General features: G+C 70.7%; 12 protein-coding genes. 1 reads left to right on the top strand and 11 read right to left on the bottom strand.

Annotation, left to right across the window (positions count from 1 at the left end; all coding sequences use genetic code 11):
- Position 1 precedes the first annotated feature (1 nt).
- The 11 genes from ACZ4TV_RS28015 to ACZ4TV_RS27965 form a co-directional block, all read right to left on the bottom strand.
- The gene (locus ACZ4TV_RS28015) at positions 2 to 1,072 is read right to left on the bottom strand and encodes an isocitrate/isopropylmalate dehydrogenase family protein (protein WP_468137799.1); all 1,071 of its coding nucleotides are present in this window, start codon (positions 1,070 to 1,072) and stop codon (positions 2 to 4) included.
- A complete protein-coding gene (locus ACZ4TV_RS28010) occupies positions 1,072 to 3,138 on the bottom strand; it encodes a LeuD/DmdB family oxidoreductase small subunit (protein WP_468137797.1) in 2,067 nt (688 codons plus the stop codon). Before ACZ4TV_RS28010 ends, ACZ4TV_RS28015 begins: the two co-directional genes overlap by 1 nt.
- The gene (locus tag ACZ4TV_RS28005; RefSeq protein WP_468137796.1) at positions 3,135 to 4,382 is read right to left on the bottom strand and encodes a GNAT family N-acetyltransferase; all 1,248 of its coding nucleotides are present in this window, start codon (positions 4,380 to 4,382) and stop codon (positions 3,135 to 3,137) included. Before ACZ4TV_RS28005 ends, ACZ4TV_RS28010 begins: the two co-directional genes overlap by 4 nt.
- Positions 4,372 to 5,145, bottom strand: coding sequence for a class I SAM-dependent methyltransferase (locus ACZ4TV_RS28000; protein ID WP_468137794.1), 774 nt, complete (start codon positions 5,143 to 5,145; stop codon positions 4,372 to 4,374). Before ACZ4TV_RS28000 ends, ACZ4TV_RS28005 begins: the two co-directional genes overlap by 11 nt.
- On the bottom strand, positions 5,142 to 6,302 hold the full coding sequence (locus ACZ4TV_RS27995; protein ID WP_468137792.1) for a LeuA family protein: 1,161 nt from the start codon (positions 6,300 to 6,302) through the stop codon (positions 5,142 to 5,144). The genes ACZ4TV_RS28000 and ACZ4TV_RS27995 overlap by 4 nt, the downstream gene beginning before the upstream one ends.
- Positions 6,299 to 6,886, bottom strand: coding sequence for a hypothetical protein (locus ACZ4TV_RS27990; RefSeq protein ID WP_468137791.1), 588 nt, complete (start codon positions 6,884 to 6,886; stop codon positions 6,299 to 6,301). The genes ACZ4TV_RS27995 and ACZ4TV_RS27990 overlap by 4 nt, the downstream gene beginning before the upstream one ends.
- Positions 6,883 to 7,206 (bottom strand): chorismate mutase, encoded by a 324-nt coding sequence (locus ACZ4TV_RS27985; protein ID WP_468137790.1) that lies wholly within the window; start codon positions 7,204 to 7,206, stop codon positions 6,883 to 6,885. Before ACZ4TV_RS27985 ends, ACZ4TV_RS27990 begins: the two co-directional genes overlap by 4 nt.
- On the bottom strand, positions 7,203 to 8,141 hold the full coding sequence (locus ACZ4TV_RS27980; protein ID WP_468137789.1) for an arginase family protein: 939 nt from the start codon (positions 8,139 to 8,141) through the stop codon (positions 7,203 to 7,205). Before ACZ4TV_RS27980 ends, ACZ4TV_RS27985 begins: the two co-directional genes overlap by 4 nt.
- Positions 8,138 to 8,614: a GNAT family N-acetyltransferase gene (locus ACZ4TV_RS27975; RefSeq protein WP_468137788.1), complete on the bottom strand. Its 477-nt coding sequence runs from the start codon at positions 8,612 to 8,614 to the stop codon at positions 8,138 to 8,140. Before ACZ4TV_RS27975 ends, ACZ4TV_RS27980 begins: the two co-directional genes overlap by 4 nt.
- Complete coding sequence (locus tag ACZ4TV_RS27970) at positions 8,611 to 10,665, bottom strand: chorismate-binding protein (RefSeq protein ID WP_468137787.1); 2,055 nt, start codon at positions 10,663 to 10,665, stop codon at positions 8,611 to 8,613. The genes ACZ4TV_RS27975 and ACZ4TV_RS27970 overlap by 4 nt, the downstream gene beginning before the upstream one ends.
- Before the next feature lie 387 nt (positions 10,666 to 11,052).
- A complete protein-coding gene (locus tag ACZ4TV_RS27965; RefSeq protein WP_468137786.1) occupies positions 11,053 to 12,366 on the bottom strand; it encodes an adenosylmethionine--8-amino-7-oxononanoate transaminase in 1,314 nt (437 codons plus the stop codon).
- A 370-nt stretch (positions 12,367 to 12,736) separates the two neighbouring features.
- Here ACZ4TV_RS27965 and ACZ4TV_RS27960 point away from each other — a divergent pair, with 370 nt between their 5' ends.
- A complete protein-coding gene (locus tag ACZ4TV_RS27960; RefSeq protein WP_468137785.1) occupies positions 12,737 to 13,972 on the top strand; it encodes an MFS transporter in 1,236 nt (411 codons plus the stop codon).
- Positions 13,973 to 13,977 lie beyond the last annotated feature (5 nt).

The following is a 13,977-nucleotide window of genomic DNA, read 5'->3' as shown; positions in this document are numbered from 1 at the left end:
CTCAGTCCTTGTCGCGCCGGGCGATCGCCCGGCATATCAGGTCGCCCACCTCGTCGGTGCGTGCGGTGCCGCCCAGGTCGGGCGTCAGCAGGTCGCCGCACAGCACCTGGTCGACGGCGCGTTCCACGGCGGCGTGCGCCTGGCGCAGCCCCATCCGGTCCAGCATCAGGGAGTAACTCATCACCGAGGCGAGGGGATTGGCGCGCCCGGTGCCCACGATGTCCGGCGCACTGCCGTGCACCGCCTCGAAGACGCCGAAGAACGCGGTGTCCTCGGGGTCGTAGCTCGCCGAGGGCGCGACTCCCAGCCCGCCGGCGAGCATGGAGGCCTCGTCGCTGAGGATGTCCCCGAAGAGGTTGCCGGCCACCACCACGTCGAACCGGGCCGGGTCGCGGATCAGCTCCATGGCGGCGGCGTCGACGTACAGGTGGTCGCAGTCCACGTCCGGGTAGGACGCGGCGACGGCGCGGAACCGGCTCTGCCACAGCGGGCCGGCGCTCGGCATGGCGTTGCTCTTGTCCACCAGGGTGAGCCTGCGGCGCGGGCGGGAGCGGGCGAGCTCGAAGGCGGCCGTGAGCGCCCGGTCCACGGCCCACCGGGTGTGGACGCCGACCTCCATGGCGACGTGGCCGGGGCGGCCGCCCCGTACCGTGCCGCCGACACCGACGTACACGTCCTCCGTGTTCTCCCGCACGATGACGAGGTCCACGTCCGTCACGGAGCTCACGTGCTTGAGGGGGCAGTGCGCCAGGGTGCGCAGGCGCACCGGGCGCAGGTTGACGCTCAGTTCGAGCTGCTGGCGCAGCCCGCCGATGATCTGCTTGGCGTGCCGGTTGTCGGGGATGCGGGGATCGCCGAGCGCGCCGAGCAGCACCGCACGGTAGCCGCTGCCGATCGCCTGGATGTCGATCTCCACATCCCCGTGTTCCAGGAAGTAGTCGGCGCTGTAGGGCAGCACCTCGGTCTTGAGGCCGGTGGCGAAGGTCTCCTCGACCACCGCGTGCACCTTCAGCACCTCGGCCATGACCTCGGGACCGATGCCGTCTCCCGGGATGACCGCGACGGATCCCATCAGGCCGACGCCTCCGCCCGCACCTGCGCACCGGCGTAGGCCACGAGGCCGCCCGCGGTGAGCAGCTCGCGCTCGAAGTCGGAGGGCGGGGTGATCGGCGCGGAGGTCCCCCGGGTCACGTTGACCAGCTCGCCGCGCTCGTCGTCGACCACCAGCCGGTCTCCCTCCTGGATCTCGTAGGCGAAGTCGCCGACCTCGACCAGCCGCAGGCCGATGTTGAGGGCGTTGCGGAAGAAGATCCGGGCGAAGCTGTGCGCGACGACGAAGGGCGCGCCGGAGGCCTTGATGCCCATCGGGGCGTTCTCGCGGGAGGAGCCGCAGCCGAAGTTCATGCCGCCGACGATCACCGAGCCGCTCAGGTCGTGCCCGGTCTTCGCGTAGTGGTCGAGGAACGGCTGGTTGCCCGCGTGGGCCATGATGTGCTTCTTGTACTCGGCCGGGTCGGGGATCTGGCAGAACACGCCGGGAAGGATCACATCGGTGTTGATGTGGTCGCCGAAGACCCAGGCGAGGCTTCCGGCGCCGGCGCTGGCGCCGGCGCTTGCGGTGCCGGCCCTTCCGGTGTCGTTCGCGCCGCCGGAGCCCTGGGCCGGTACGGGGAGCCCGGCCGCCGCACCGGTCAGCGGGGCCCTGCCCTCGCGCGCCGAGTGGAGCGCGAACAGCTCGTCGATGCCGCCGCGCACCGCGGCCTCGTCGGCGTAGTAGTCGCTCCGGTCGCCGATGGGGGCGAGTACCCCGGTCAGCGCTGCCCGCGCCGCGATGGCGGGGCTGGCCAGGACGACACTGGCGTCGACGTCGCCGCAGCGGCCGCGGAAGTTGCGGTTGGAGGTGAAGACCGCGACCTCCCCCTTGCCGAGCACACCGGACTTGATGCCGATGCACGGCCCGCAGCTGGAGGACTCCACGTAGCAGCCCGCCTCCAGCAGGACGTCGATCAGGCCCTCCTTCATCGCCGCCCGGTAGGCCTGCTGGGAGGCGGGGATGACGATGGTCCGTACGCCGTCCTTGACGCGCTTGCCCCGCAGCACCTCCGCGACGACCCGCAGGTCCTCCAGGTGCCCGTTGGTGCAGGAGCCGATGAAGACCTGGTCGACCGGGATCTCACCGTTCGCGTTGGCGGTGCGGGCCAGCGGCGCCACACCCGTCATCAGGTCCTCGCGGCCCTCGTACTCCTCCCAGTGGCGCAGGAGGTGCTGCAGCTGGTGCGTGCCGATGGCGTTGTCCGGGGAGAACGGCAGCGCGACGGTGGGCTCGATCAGGTTCAGATCGACGTCGATCACCTCGACGTACTCGGCGTCGTCCTCGTCGATGGTGAAGGCGGGGTAGCCGACCTCGTCGCCGAGGTAGTCGGCGAGCACCTGGTCCGTGGGGAACAGGCCGTACTTGGCGCCCATCTCCACCGCCATGTTGCTCAGCGACAGCCGGTCGGTGATCGCCAGGGAGGCGAGGCCGGGGCCGCCGAACTCCAGGCTGCGGTAGACCGCGCCGTGCACCCCGATCAGCCCGCACAGGTACAGCGCCACGTCCTTGCCCTGCACGTGCGGACGCAAGCTCCCCTGGAAGCGCACCAGCGTCGCCTCGGGCACCCGCATCCAGCAGCTGCCCCGGACCAGGGCCATGGCCAGGTCCGTGGAGCCGATGCCGGTGGCGAGCGAGCCGATCGCGCCCGCGGTGCAGCTGTGCGAGTCCGCGCCGACCGCGACGTCGCCGGGGCGGATCAGACCCTGCTCGATGAGGATCTTGTGCTGGATGCCGCCGTCGTAGCCGACGTCGAACACCTTGATGCCGTGCTGCCGGGCGAACCGCCGCAGCTCGACGAGGATCGAGGCCATGGAGGCGGTGTGCGTCGGGACGACGTGGTCGAAGACGAAGGCGGTCCTCTCCCGCTGCGCCGCGAGGCCCGCGGCGATGTAATCGTCGTCGAAGCCGGAGTCGCGCAGGATGTCCAGGGCCCACTTGACGGTCATCTCGCTGCCCCAGCACAGGTCGAAGGGCAGGTCCACGACCTCGCCGGTGCTGACGGGACGGCCGAGTTTGTGCTCGAAGAGCTGTCGTACGAGAGTCATCGCAGAACGCGTCCATCCTGGTTACCGAGAAGCTGTTTCTTGAGGCAGTCGAAGACGGTGACGTACGGCTCGATCCGCCGGTGCGCGGCCGGCGAGGAGAACCGGATCCAGCCGCGCACGGGTGCGGAACGGCAGCCGCGCAGCCGCTTCGCGTCCGCCGAACCCATGCCGTACGCGATGCGGCGGGCGCCGCCCGCCACGGCCCGTTCGACGAGGTGGTAGAAGACGAGGTTGAAGTAGGCGTAGGTGGCCCCGACGGCGGTGCTGTCGAAGCCGAGGAACTTGGGGTGCAGCACGCCCCCGGCCTCCAGACACAGCAGGAAACCCCCGATGTCGGAGCCCTGCGCGTCCCGGCGCCGCACCACGTACAGCGCGGCGCCCAGCCCGGGCGCCCCGAGGAGCGTGGTGAACAGCCGCTCCATCGCGGCCCGGTCGACCGGCAGGCCGTACTTCTTCTGCTGTCCCTCGGAGAGCTCGGCGCAGCGGGCGATCACCGCCGGGTCCGGGTCCGCGATCTGCTCGACCCGCATCCCGCCCTCCGCGAACTTGCGGATCTCGGAGCGGGCGACCGTACGGCGCTTGCGCTCCAGGCTGTTCAGGTACTCCTCCAGGGAGGCGTGGGACCCGGTGTCGAGGTCGTACTCCAGATCCGAGAGGAACTCCAGGTAGCCGTGGCCGGCGAGGGCGCGGTGCAGGTCCCCGTCCGCGCCGGACTGCCACAGGAAGGACTGCGAGGGGATCTCCTCGGCCCGGCAGAAGTCGTCCACGGCGACGAGGAGTTCGCCGATCGCACCCTGCCGGTCGACCCCGGGCAGGGTGAGGACGTCGCTCGCGTACCCGTACGGACTGGTCATCACGAGCGCCGGATAGCCGGCCGCCCGCGTGTGGGCGGCCTCCGTGCGCACGACGGCGGCGAGCAGCGCGGCGGCCTCGGCCGACTCCTCCCGCGACCGGTCCCGGTCCAGGGCCTGCCGCAGGTGGTCCATCTCGTAGTCGCCGAAGAGCGCGCCCGTCGGATCGTGGTACGGGAACGCGTCCGGGTCCCGGACCAGCAGGCCCTGCACCCCGGCCACGGTGCGCCCGCCGTCGCGCAGCAGGAAGAGGACCAGCTCGAAGCCGAAGCACTCCTCGACCGCGCGCAGCCAGTCGTAGGAGAGGTACACCTGCGGCGCGGGGACGAGCGCGTCCCACTCCTCACGGTCGACGGCGGACGCCGACCGTACGACGACGACCTCAGTCCCCACGGTCCACGCCCTTCGTGGCGACGGCGACGAGGCGCTCGGCCCGGTGGTCGTAGGGCCCGCCGTCGTAGTCCCCGTGGAACCGCACGTCGCCGAAGCCGGCGGACCGCAGCATGTCCCGCAGTTCGGCGGCGCTGTAGAGGTGGAGGGTCATGGACCCTCTGGCCGCGTGCGGGCCGTCGATGGAGTACCAGTCGCTGCGCAGCCGGGTCCAGTCGTCGAGGACGGTGTCGCGCTGGACGAGCAGCTTTCCGTCCTGCTCGGAGAGGGAGACCCGTTCGTCGAGCCGCGCCAGGATCTCCTTGCCGACGACGTCGACGAGCAGGGTCCCGCCCGGCGCGAGGCTGGTGTGGGCGTTGCGCAGCACCTGGACGTTGTCCTCGTGCCGGTCGTGGTACCCGAAGGAGGTGAACATGTTGACGATGACGTCGAACGCCCCCGGTTCGGTGAAGCCGAGCATGTCCGCCTCGACGAACCGGGCCTCGACGTCCGCGTCCCGGCAGTTCGCCAGGGCGCGCTCCAGCATCGCCGCGCTGAGGTCCACACCGGTGACCGCGTGGCCGGCGCGGGCGAGCGGCACGGTGAACAGGCCCGGCCCGCAGCACAGGTCGAGGACACGGGCACCGGACGGGAAGCGGAACAGCGGGGACCGCTCCACGATCCGCACCGCCTGCGCGGCGCGCTCCGCGGAGAACAGGTGCGGGTAGAAGTCGTTCCAGAACGCCTGGTCCTCGAACCAGGCGGAGGTGTCGTGCTCCGCGCTCATACCGCCAGGGCCGTTCGCTTGTGGTAGATCCCGATCACCTGGGCCTCGGTGACGCTGGACTTCGTCAGTACGGAGGCCTCCTTGACCTCGCGCAGGACCGCGCCGAGGACCTCGTCGTCGTACGCGAGCCCGTGGGCGTCCAGGACGTGGGCGATGATCCCCTTGCCGGAGTGCTTGCCCATGACGATCCGCCGGGTGTGGCCGACCAGTTCGGGCCGCAGCGGCTCGTAGGCGGTGGAGTCCTTCATCACCGAGGACACGTGCAGGCCCGACTCGTGCGAGAAGGCGTTGCCGCCGACGATCGGCTTCATCGGGCTGACCTCGATGCCGGACAGGCCGGCGATGAGCTCCGACATGGGCTTGAGCCGGGACAGGTCGACGTTCGTCTCGAAGCCGTACAGCTGGGTCAGGGCCACCGTCACCTCCTCCAGGGAGGCGTTGCCCGCCCGCTCGCCGAGGCCGTTGACGGTGCACTGGACCTCGTCCGCGCCGCCGAGGATGCCGGCGACCGTATTGGCCGTGGCGAGACCGAAGTCGTTGTGGCAGTGGAGCGAGAGCAGCACACTGATCCGCGAGCGCAGCCTCGAGATCAGGGTGCGGAAGTCGTCGGGGGTGGTGGAGCCGACGGTGTCCGCGACACCCACCAGGTCCGCGCCGCTCTCCTGGGCGAGGACGAGGACCTCCTCCAGGTAGTCGTACGGGGTCCTGGTGGCGTCCTCGGAGCCGCAGCCGACGAACATGCCGAGGCCCTTGGCGTACGCGATGCCGTCGGCCATCTCCCGCTTCAGCCGCTCGCGGACCGCGCTGTCCTTACCGCCGAACTTGACCCGCATGTGCACGTCGGAGGTCGGCACGAAGGTGTAGATGGCGTTGGCGCCGCACGCCTTGGCCAGGTCGATCTCGGTGCGGTTCGGCCGGCAGAACGCCACCACGCGGGCGCGCAGGCCCAGGGCGGCGATACCGCGCACGGCGTCCTGATCGGCCTGAGAGGAAGCGGGGAAGCCCGCGTCGATGCAGTCGACGCCCATCTCGTCGAGAAGGCGGGCGATCTTCACCTTCTCCTCGACCTGGAAGGCCACTCCGCAGGTCTGCTCGCCGTCGCGCAGCGTGGTGTCACAGACGAGGATCTTCCTCGCCGGGGATGCGGTCCCGGTCATTCGCCCTCTCCCAACAGGTACTCGCGGCACTTGGTGCCGATCACTTCACCGGAGAACCGGGCGCGGCGTCCGTAGACGACCCAGGTGGTGGTGACCGCACCGATGTAGCGGTCGAGGCGCAGCGCCCCGTTCGACTGCTCCAGGTACTCCAGGTGGGTGAGGCCGGAGTCGTAGGCCCCGGCCAGCAGGTTGGCGCCGACCACGGGCTTGGACGGCTCGCGGACGACCTCCTCCCACTGCGACACGTCGACGTAGCCGGCGGTCGCCGGCACCAGCCCCAGGGACCTCGGCCGCTCCACGTCGGTCCGGCTGAGCAGCACCAGTTCCTTGGTGGGGTACACGAAGGTGTCCACCACCTTGACCTCGTTGAAGTACCGCTCGGTGAGCAGGTGCACCTCGGGGTGCGCGCTGCACTGCACCAGGTAGTCGCTCTCGCCGCGGCGCACGCGCTCCAGACCGTCGTGCAGGTCGATGGTGAGGTCGGTCTTGGCCTCGCCCTCGATGCCCTGGAATTTGAAGTAGTGCTCCACGGCGTTCTCGTGGCAGCTTCCCTCGGGTCCGAGGGTGGTGAACGTCAGGGTCATCGTCGTACCTCCACGGTCGCCGACGCCACGGGACCGTCGATGATCTCGTCCTCCAGGCGGCACGCCTCGTCGATGAGCAGGGTCGCCAGGGAGCGCATGAAGTCGGGGGAGAGGTTCAGCCGCTCGCCGCGGGCCGCGTACGCCTCGCGGACCGCGGTGACCCGCTGCGGCTGCATCATCGCGATGCCGTGGGCCCGCTTGACCTCGGCCACTTCGCAGCAGATCGCCAGGCGCGCCGCGACGAGCTCCGCGAGCTGCTGGTCCAGTACCTCCAGCCGCTCCCGGAACGGCCGGAGGATCTCTTCGGGGGTCGTGTTCATCGCGAGGCCTCCAATGCCAGGGCGCGGGCCGCGCCGCGCAGGGACGGGAGTCCGTATCCGCCCTCCTGGACGAAGACGGTGGGCAGCCGCTGCTCGGCCACGAGCGCGGCGACGGGCCCGAACACCTCGGGCGCGAGGGTCCAGGAGCCGTGCGGGTCGTTGGCGAGCACGTCGTAGCCGACCGAGACCACCAGCGCCTCGGCGTTCTCCCGGCGCAGATGGGACACGGCGTCCCGGACGAGCGCCAGGAATCCCTCCGGGCCCGGATCGGACTCCGCTCCGAAGAGACCGGGCGCCGGCTCGAAGGTGTACGGGAAGTCCTTCGGATCGCTGGAGTGCACCGAGGCGAACGGCAGCGTGGGATCGTCCCGCACGCAGGCGAGCGTGCCGTTGCCCAGGTGGTAGTCGACGTCGAGGATGCCGACGCGGGCCACGCCCTCCTCCCGCAGCGTCCGGGCGGCGACGACGGCGTTGTTGAGGAAGCAGTACCCGCCGTACCAGCCGGGGCCCGCGTGGTGGCCCGGGGGCCGTACGAGCGCGTAGCTGTTCTCGCCCCGGCGGGCCGTCAGCTCGGCCGCCCGGACCGCGGCGGCCGCCGCACCCAGAGCGGCGGGCCAGACCCCGCGGGTGACGGGCGTCTCCTGCTCCAGGCCGGGCGCCGAGAACGCGCTGTCGAGCACCGACTCCCCGCCCTCGGGCACCCCGTGGCGGAGGTGCTCCAGCAGGGCCTTGTCGTGCACGGCGCCGACGAGGCGCTCCGCGCGGCTCAGGCTGTCCGCGCCGAGCGCGGCGAGGACCGCGCCGCCGTCCCGCAGTCCGGCCAGGATCTGGTGGATCCGCTCGGGAACCTCCTTGCTGGCCACCTGGACGCCGGACGGCTCGACCGTGAACGGCAGGGCCTCGGACTCCTCCGGTACCACCACATGCAGGGTCATGACAGATCCTTGATCACGCGCGGGCCTATGGCGCGGAAACCGGAGCGCTCGTAGAACGCCAGCGTCCGCGGGAACGAGGGGAACTGCTCGGCGGGCAGGCAGACTTCGACCCGCCGGACGCCGTCGAGGGCGCACAGCGCGTCCAGTTCGTCCAGCAGCAGAGCCGCGACGCCCCGGGACCGCAGCGCCGGTTCCACCCACAGCTCCTGGACGTGGCGGTACGGGGCGGCGAGCCGCAGAGCGGTCTGGGTGGTGTATCCCAGTACGCCGACCACGCGACCCTCCCCGTCCCGCGCGACCAGCACACCGGAGCCGTCCTTGCCGGCGATGGCCTCGGCCACGGCCGCGCCGAGCCCCGGGATCGTGTGCTCGGGGTCCCCGCGCAGCTCCCGCAGGAGGGCGGTGACCGCCTCGGCCACCGCCTGCGCCTCGTGCTGCCCGGCCGGACCCGTCTCGAATTCCACCGTGCTCATCCCTGGTACCTCGCAACCGTTCCCGATGTGGCCTCGCGCAGCTCCTCGACGCCGAGGACCCGCAGCAGCGCGCGGGCCTTGAGCCGCGTCTCCTGGAACTCCTCCTCGCCGTCCGAGAGCACGATCAGTGCCCCGCCCACGCCGATGCGCACGCGGTTGCCCTCCCAGACGATGGTGCGGATGACGATGGACTGGTCCGCCGCCCCGTCGAAACCGAAGTAGCCGAGGCTGCCGGAGTACACCCCGCGCTCCTCCGGCTCCAGGTCGTCAAGGAGCTCCACCGTCCGCTTCTTCGGCGCACCGGTCATCGACCCGCCGGGGAAGAGCGCCTCCACGCAGTCGACCGCGTCGCGGTCGGGGCGCAGCTTCCCGCGCACCGTGGTGACGAGCTGGTGCACGGTGGCGTACGACTCCGCGGCCATCAGCTTGGGCACGTGCACCGTGCCGTTGTCGCAGACCTGGCCGAGGTCGTTGCGGAGCAGGTCCGCGATCATCAGGTTCTCGCTGCGGATCTTGGGGTCCGTCTCCAGCGCCGCGCGGGCGGCCTCGTCGGCCACCGGGTCGGCATGCCGGGGAGCGGTGCCCTTGATCGGCTTGGCCTCGACCTCGCCGTTGCCGGCCACCGTGATGAAGCGTTCCGGCGAGGAGCTCAGCAGCGAGCGCTCGCCGAGGCGGACGTACGCCGCGTAGGGCGCCGGGTTGGTCGCCCGCAGCCGCAGGTAGGTGTCCAGCGGGTCGGCCTCGCTGGTGCCGCTGATCTGGTAGGTGTAGCAGGCCTCGTACGACTCGCCGTCACGCAGCCACTGCTGCACGGTGTCGAAGTGCCGCAGGTACGTCTCCCGGTCGACGCCGGGTTCCAGCACGGCCGGTGCGCTCTCCCGCCGGGGCCGGGGCACCAGGGGGCGGCGCGCCAGCGTGCGCACCTCCTCGCACCAGGCGTCGTGCTCCTCGGCGCCGAGGCCCACCGTGATCAGGTAGCGCCGGTCGGTCTCGTGGTCGTAGGCCGCGAAGCGGTCGACCCGCAGCAGCTCGGCGTCGGGCCGCTCACCGCTGCCCGCCCGGCCGATGCCGACGCTTCCCTTGACGCCGTAGCCGAGATAGCCGAGGTAGCCGCCGGCGAAGGGTACGGGCGACGCGCCGAGCGGCACGGGCGTGGCCGCGAGACCGGACCGCAGGTGCTCGAAGACGGTGCCGCGGACGCGCTCCACGGTCTCGTGGGTCTCGCGTTCGACGACATCGGCCCCCGCGTACGCCCGGAGCACCTCCAGACCGTCTCCGGCGCAGGCGCCCAGGTAGCTGTAGCGGCCCATCCCGTACGCCGCCCGCGAGCTGTCGAGCCAGAAGCCGTACGGGCTGTCGGCGAAGGCGCGCAGGAACAGGTCCTCGGCGCTCAGCTCCACCTCCAGCTCGCTCCAGCGGAGGGTGGGCGCGATGCCCAGGAAGTTGGCGATGATCTGCTCGCCGTACTCGCTGTCCACCGACTCGGGGTGGAACTGCACCCCGTGCAGGGGTCGTTCGCGGTGCTGAAGGCCCATCAGGAGGCCGCCCTCGGACCAGGCCGTCGCGACGAGGTCCTCCGGCAGCGGTTCGGCGACGGTGAGGGAGTGGTAGCGCACCGCGCGGAAGCCCTGCGGGATCCCGGCGAAGACACCGGTCCCGGTGTGGGTGATCGCGCTGGTCTGGCCGTGCACGATCTCCGGCGCGTGCCCGACCTCGCCCCCGAAGGCGAGGGCCAGGCCCTGGTGGCCGAGACACACGCCGAGGACGGGCACCGCGGCCTGTTCCAGCAGGGCCCGGCAGAGCCCGAAGTCCTCTTCCCTGGCCGCGGTACCCGGGCCAGGGGAGATGACGACGTGGGTGAAGTCCTGTCGCAGCAGTTCGTCCGCCGTCGCCTCGTCGTTGCGCACGACGACCGGAGGCACGCCTGCCACCTTCCATATCAGCTGGAAGAGGTTCCACGTGTAGGAGTCATAGTTGTCTACGAGAAGGATCCGCAGGTCTATCACGATGTGGTCGAGCTCCTTGATGGCCGGAACCGGCCTTTTGGGCACAGTGATCCGGCTGACCGACTTTTCTATCGGTGGTGATTCACCGGTGGTTCATATGTGATTCATCGGTGAATCGATCGCTCTGTATCGAGCGCACGGCGGCGCATGCTCAAGCAGAAGGTGCGCATGGCGGTGCGGATGAAAGTGACATGTTTCAAGCCCCCGTAATGTCTGTCACTGCTCGGATCTTCCCGGATGCGCAGAATGGTCAAGTCGTCGATGCGCGGGTCCGGGAAGGCCGTTCCGGTGTTCGATGCTAGTCATGACGGGCCGAATACGCACCCTTGTGTGACTCAACCCACTGCGACCTGCGGTAACGGCCGGAGTTGTGACTCGAGTCAGCTGTCCGGGGCATCAGGAGCCGCTGGTTCAGGGGTGGGTGAGGAACCATCAGCCCGCTGCGGCGGCCGCCAGAACGCCGGCCGCGATCCTGGCCAGGTCCTGGTCTCCGGTGACGAACGGCGGCATGGAGTAGACCATGTCGCGGTAGGGGCGCAGCCACACCCCTTCGCGCATCGCCGCCCGGGAGGCCGCCGCCACGTCCACGTCGTGGTCGAGCTGGACCACGCCGATGGCGCCGAGCACCCGGACGTCGAGCACGCCGGGCAGCGCCCTGGCCGGCTCCAGGGTCGTCCTCAGCTCGGCCTCGATCCGCTTGACCTGCGCGCGCCAGTCGTTCTGGAACAGCAGCTCGATCGAGGCGTTGGCCACCGCGCTGGCCAGCGGGTTGCCCATGAAGGTCGGGCCGTGCGCCAGCACGGGAAGCTCGCCGCGAGAGATGCCGTCGGCGATCCGGGAGGTGCACAGCGTGGCGGCCATCGACAGGTATCCGCCGGTCAGGGACTTGCCCAGGCACATCACATCGGGGGCGACCGAGGCGTGGTCGGCGGCGAACAGCTCGCCGGTGCGGCCGAATCCGGTCGCCACCTCGTCGAAGATCAGCAGGACGTCGTTGGCGTCGGCGACCTCGCGCAGCAGCTTCAGGTAGCCGGGGGAGTGGAAGCGCATCCCGCCCGTTCCCTGCACCACCGGCTCCACGATCACGGCGGCCAGCTCATGGGCGTGCCGTTCGACGAGGTCGGCCAGGTGGACGGCGTACGCCTCGTCCACGCCGGCGTCGAAACCGGCCGGCGGGCGGTCCGCGAACACCTGCTCCGGCAGGAGGCCCGACCAGGCGCTGTGCATGCCGCCGTCCGGGTCGCACACGGCCATCGTCTGGAAGGTGTCGCCGTGGTAGCCGCCCCGCCAGGTCAGCAGCCGCCGCTTCTCCGGGCGGCCGACGGAACGCCAGTACTGCAGGCACATCTTGATCGCGACCTCGACCGACACCGATCCGGAGTCGGACAGGAACACGTGCCTGAGCGGCTCGGGCGTGATCTCGACGAGCTTCGCGGCCAGCCGTACGGCGGGCTCGTGGGTGATGCCGCCGAACATCACATGGCTCATCCTGCCGAGCTGATCGCGCACGGCCTCATCGAGCACCGGGTGTCCGTAGCCGTGGACGGCCGCCCACCACGAGGACATTCCGTCGACCAGCTCGTCCACGCCCTCCACGGGCCGGGCGAGCCGCAGTCGTGCGCCCGAGGCCGACTCGACGATCACCGGGTCGGTCCGCCCCGGCATGGGTGCGTAGGGGTGCCACACATGGGCCCGGTCGAGGGCGATGAGCTGCCCGGGATCCATGGGCGGCACGGCTGAAGTCATGTGATCCGAATCCTCCCTGACGCTTCGTCCTCTTGAGGACGCTTCGCCGGAATCAAGGGTTGACAAACGGTCCGAATATAACGACCGACCCGTCGACTTCAAGCCACATCCGGTGAGAGCGGGCGGGGTTTGACTGGAAATCGGCTTCCCTTCCAGATTAGGCCGCTGGAAGGGGGAAGGTTTTCGGCCAGGGGTCAGCGTGATCGCCCTCACGCCGATGCCGTTATTGTCGGGACTTGCTTGCTGGTACGTTGATCCGAACAACCCCGTTCGTAAAGCCGGTTCACGAGATCGGCTCCACTGGAAAGGGGAGCTGGGAAATTCACGATCCTGACATGCGTGATCCCGCGCAGGGTCCCCGGGAGGCGTCATGCCCCACAAGGTGATTCTGGCGCTTCTCGCCATCGGCTCCTTTGCCGTCGGAACCGACGGCTTTGTCATCAGCGGGATTCTTCCCCGTATCGCCGGTGAACTGGACGTGTCCGAGCCGGTGGCCGGACAGCTCGTCACGGCCTTCGCGCTGAGCTACGCGATCAGCGCCCCGGTCCTGATGACCTTGACCGCCGGCCTGTCCCGGCGCGTCATGCTGCGCGGCTCGATGCTGGCCTTCCTGCTCGCCAACGTACTGGGCGCCCTCGCCCCGACGTACGGGGTGCTGATGGCGGCCAGGATCCTGGCCGGGATCAGCGCCGCGCTCTACATGAACACCGCGGCGGCCACCGCGACGGCGCTCGCGGGGGAGCGCTACCGGGGCCGGGCGGTGTCACTGATCATCGGCGGGCTCACGGTGGCCACGGCGCTCGGTGTGCCCGGCGGTACGCTGGTCGGGCAACTCGGCAGCTGGCGCCTCACGTTGGTGCTGGTCGTCGTGCTGGCCCTGCCCGTGTTCATCGGCCTCTTCCTGGTGCTGCCCGCAGTGCCCCAGCCGCCGGTGATCAGCATGCGCGACCGGGTGCGGATCGGTGCCCAGCGACCGGTGCTCCTGTCCGTCCTGGCCAACCTGTTCGCCGTGGCGGGCTGTTTCACCGTCTTCACCTACCTGGCCGCCTTCACCCGGGCCACCACGGGCATGGACGACGCCAGCGTGAGCGTCGTCCTGCTGGTGTTCGGCGTCGCGGGCGCGTTCGGCAACGCGATCGGCGGCCGCCTCAGCGACCGCATCGGGGCCGAACGCACCTTCACCGCCTCGGTGTCGGGTGTCGTGGTGAGCATGGCGCTGCTGGCGGTACTGGCGAGCTACTTCGCCTCCGACTCGGCAGCCGTGGTGGCGGTCTTTCTCGCCGTCACGGTCGCCTGGGGCACGCTCTACTGGGCCGAACCGCCCACCGCCATCCACCGCGTGCTGGACCTGGCGCCGACGGCCCCGAGCGTGGCCATCTCCGTCAACAGTTCCGCGTCGTACCTCGGCGTGGCCCTGGGCGGAGCGGTCGGCGGGGCGGTGCTCGACCGGCTCTCACCGGCCGCCCTGGGGTGGGCCGGTGCGTGCCTGGAGCTGATCGCTCTGGCCCTGGTCGTCCTGCCGAGGGTGTCCGCGGGCCGCGCGGGCCGCGCGGGCCGGGCCGGGACGCCCGCCTCCGCGCTGCCGGAGCCCGCGCGGAAAGTGTGACCTTG

This window comes from Streptomyces sp. NPDC028910, assembly GCF_055564955.1.
The sequence above is the reverse complement of the archived record's forward strand: the minus strand, read 5'-3'. Positions and strand labels throughout refer to the sequence as shown.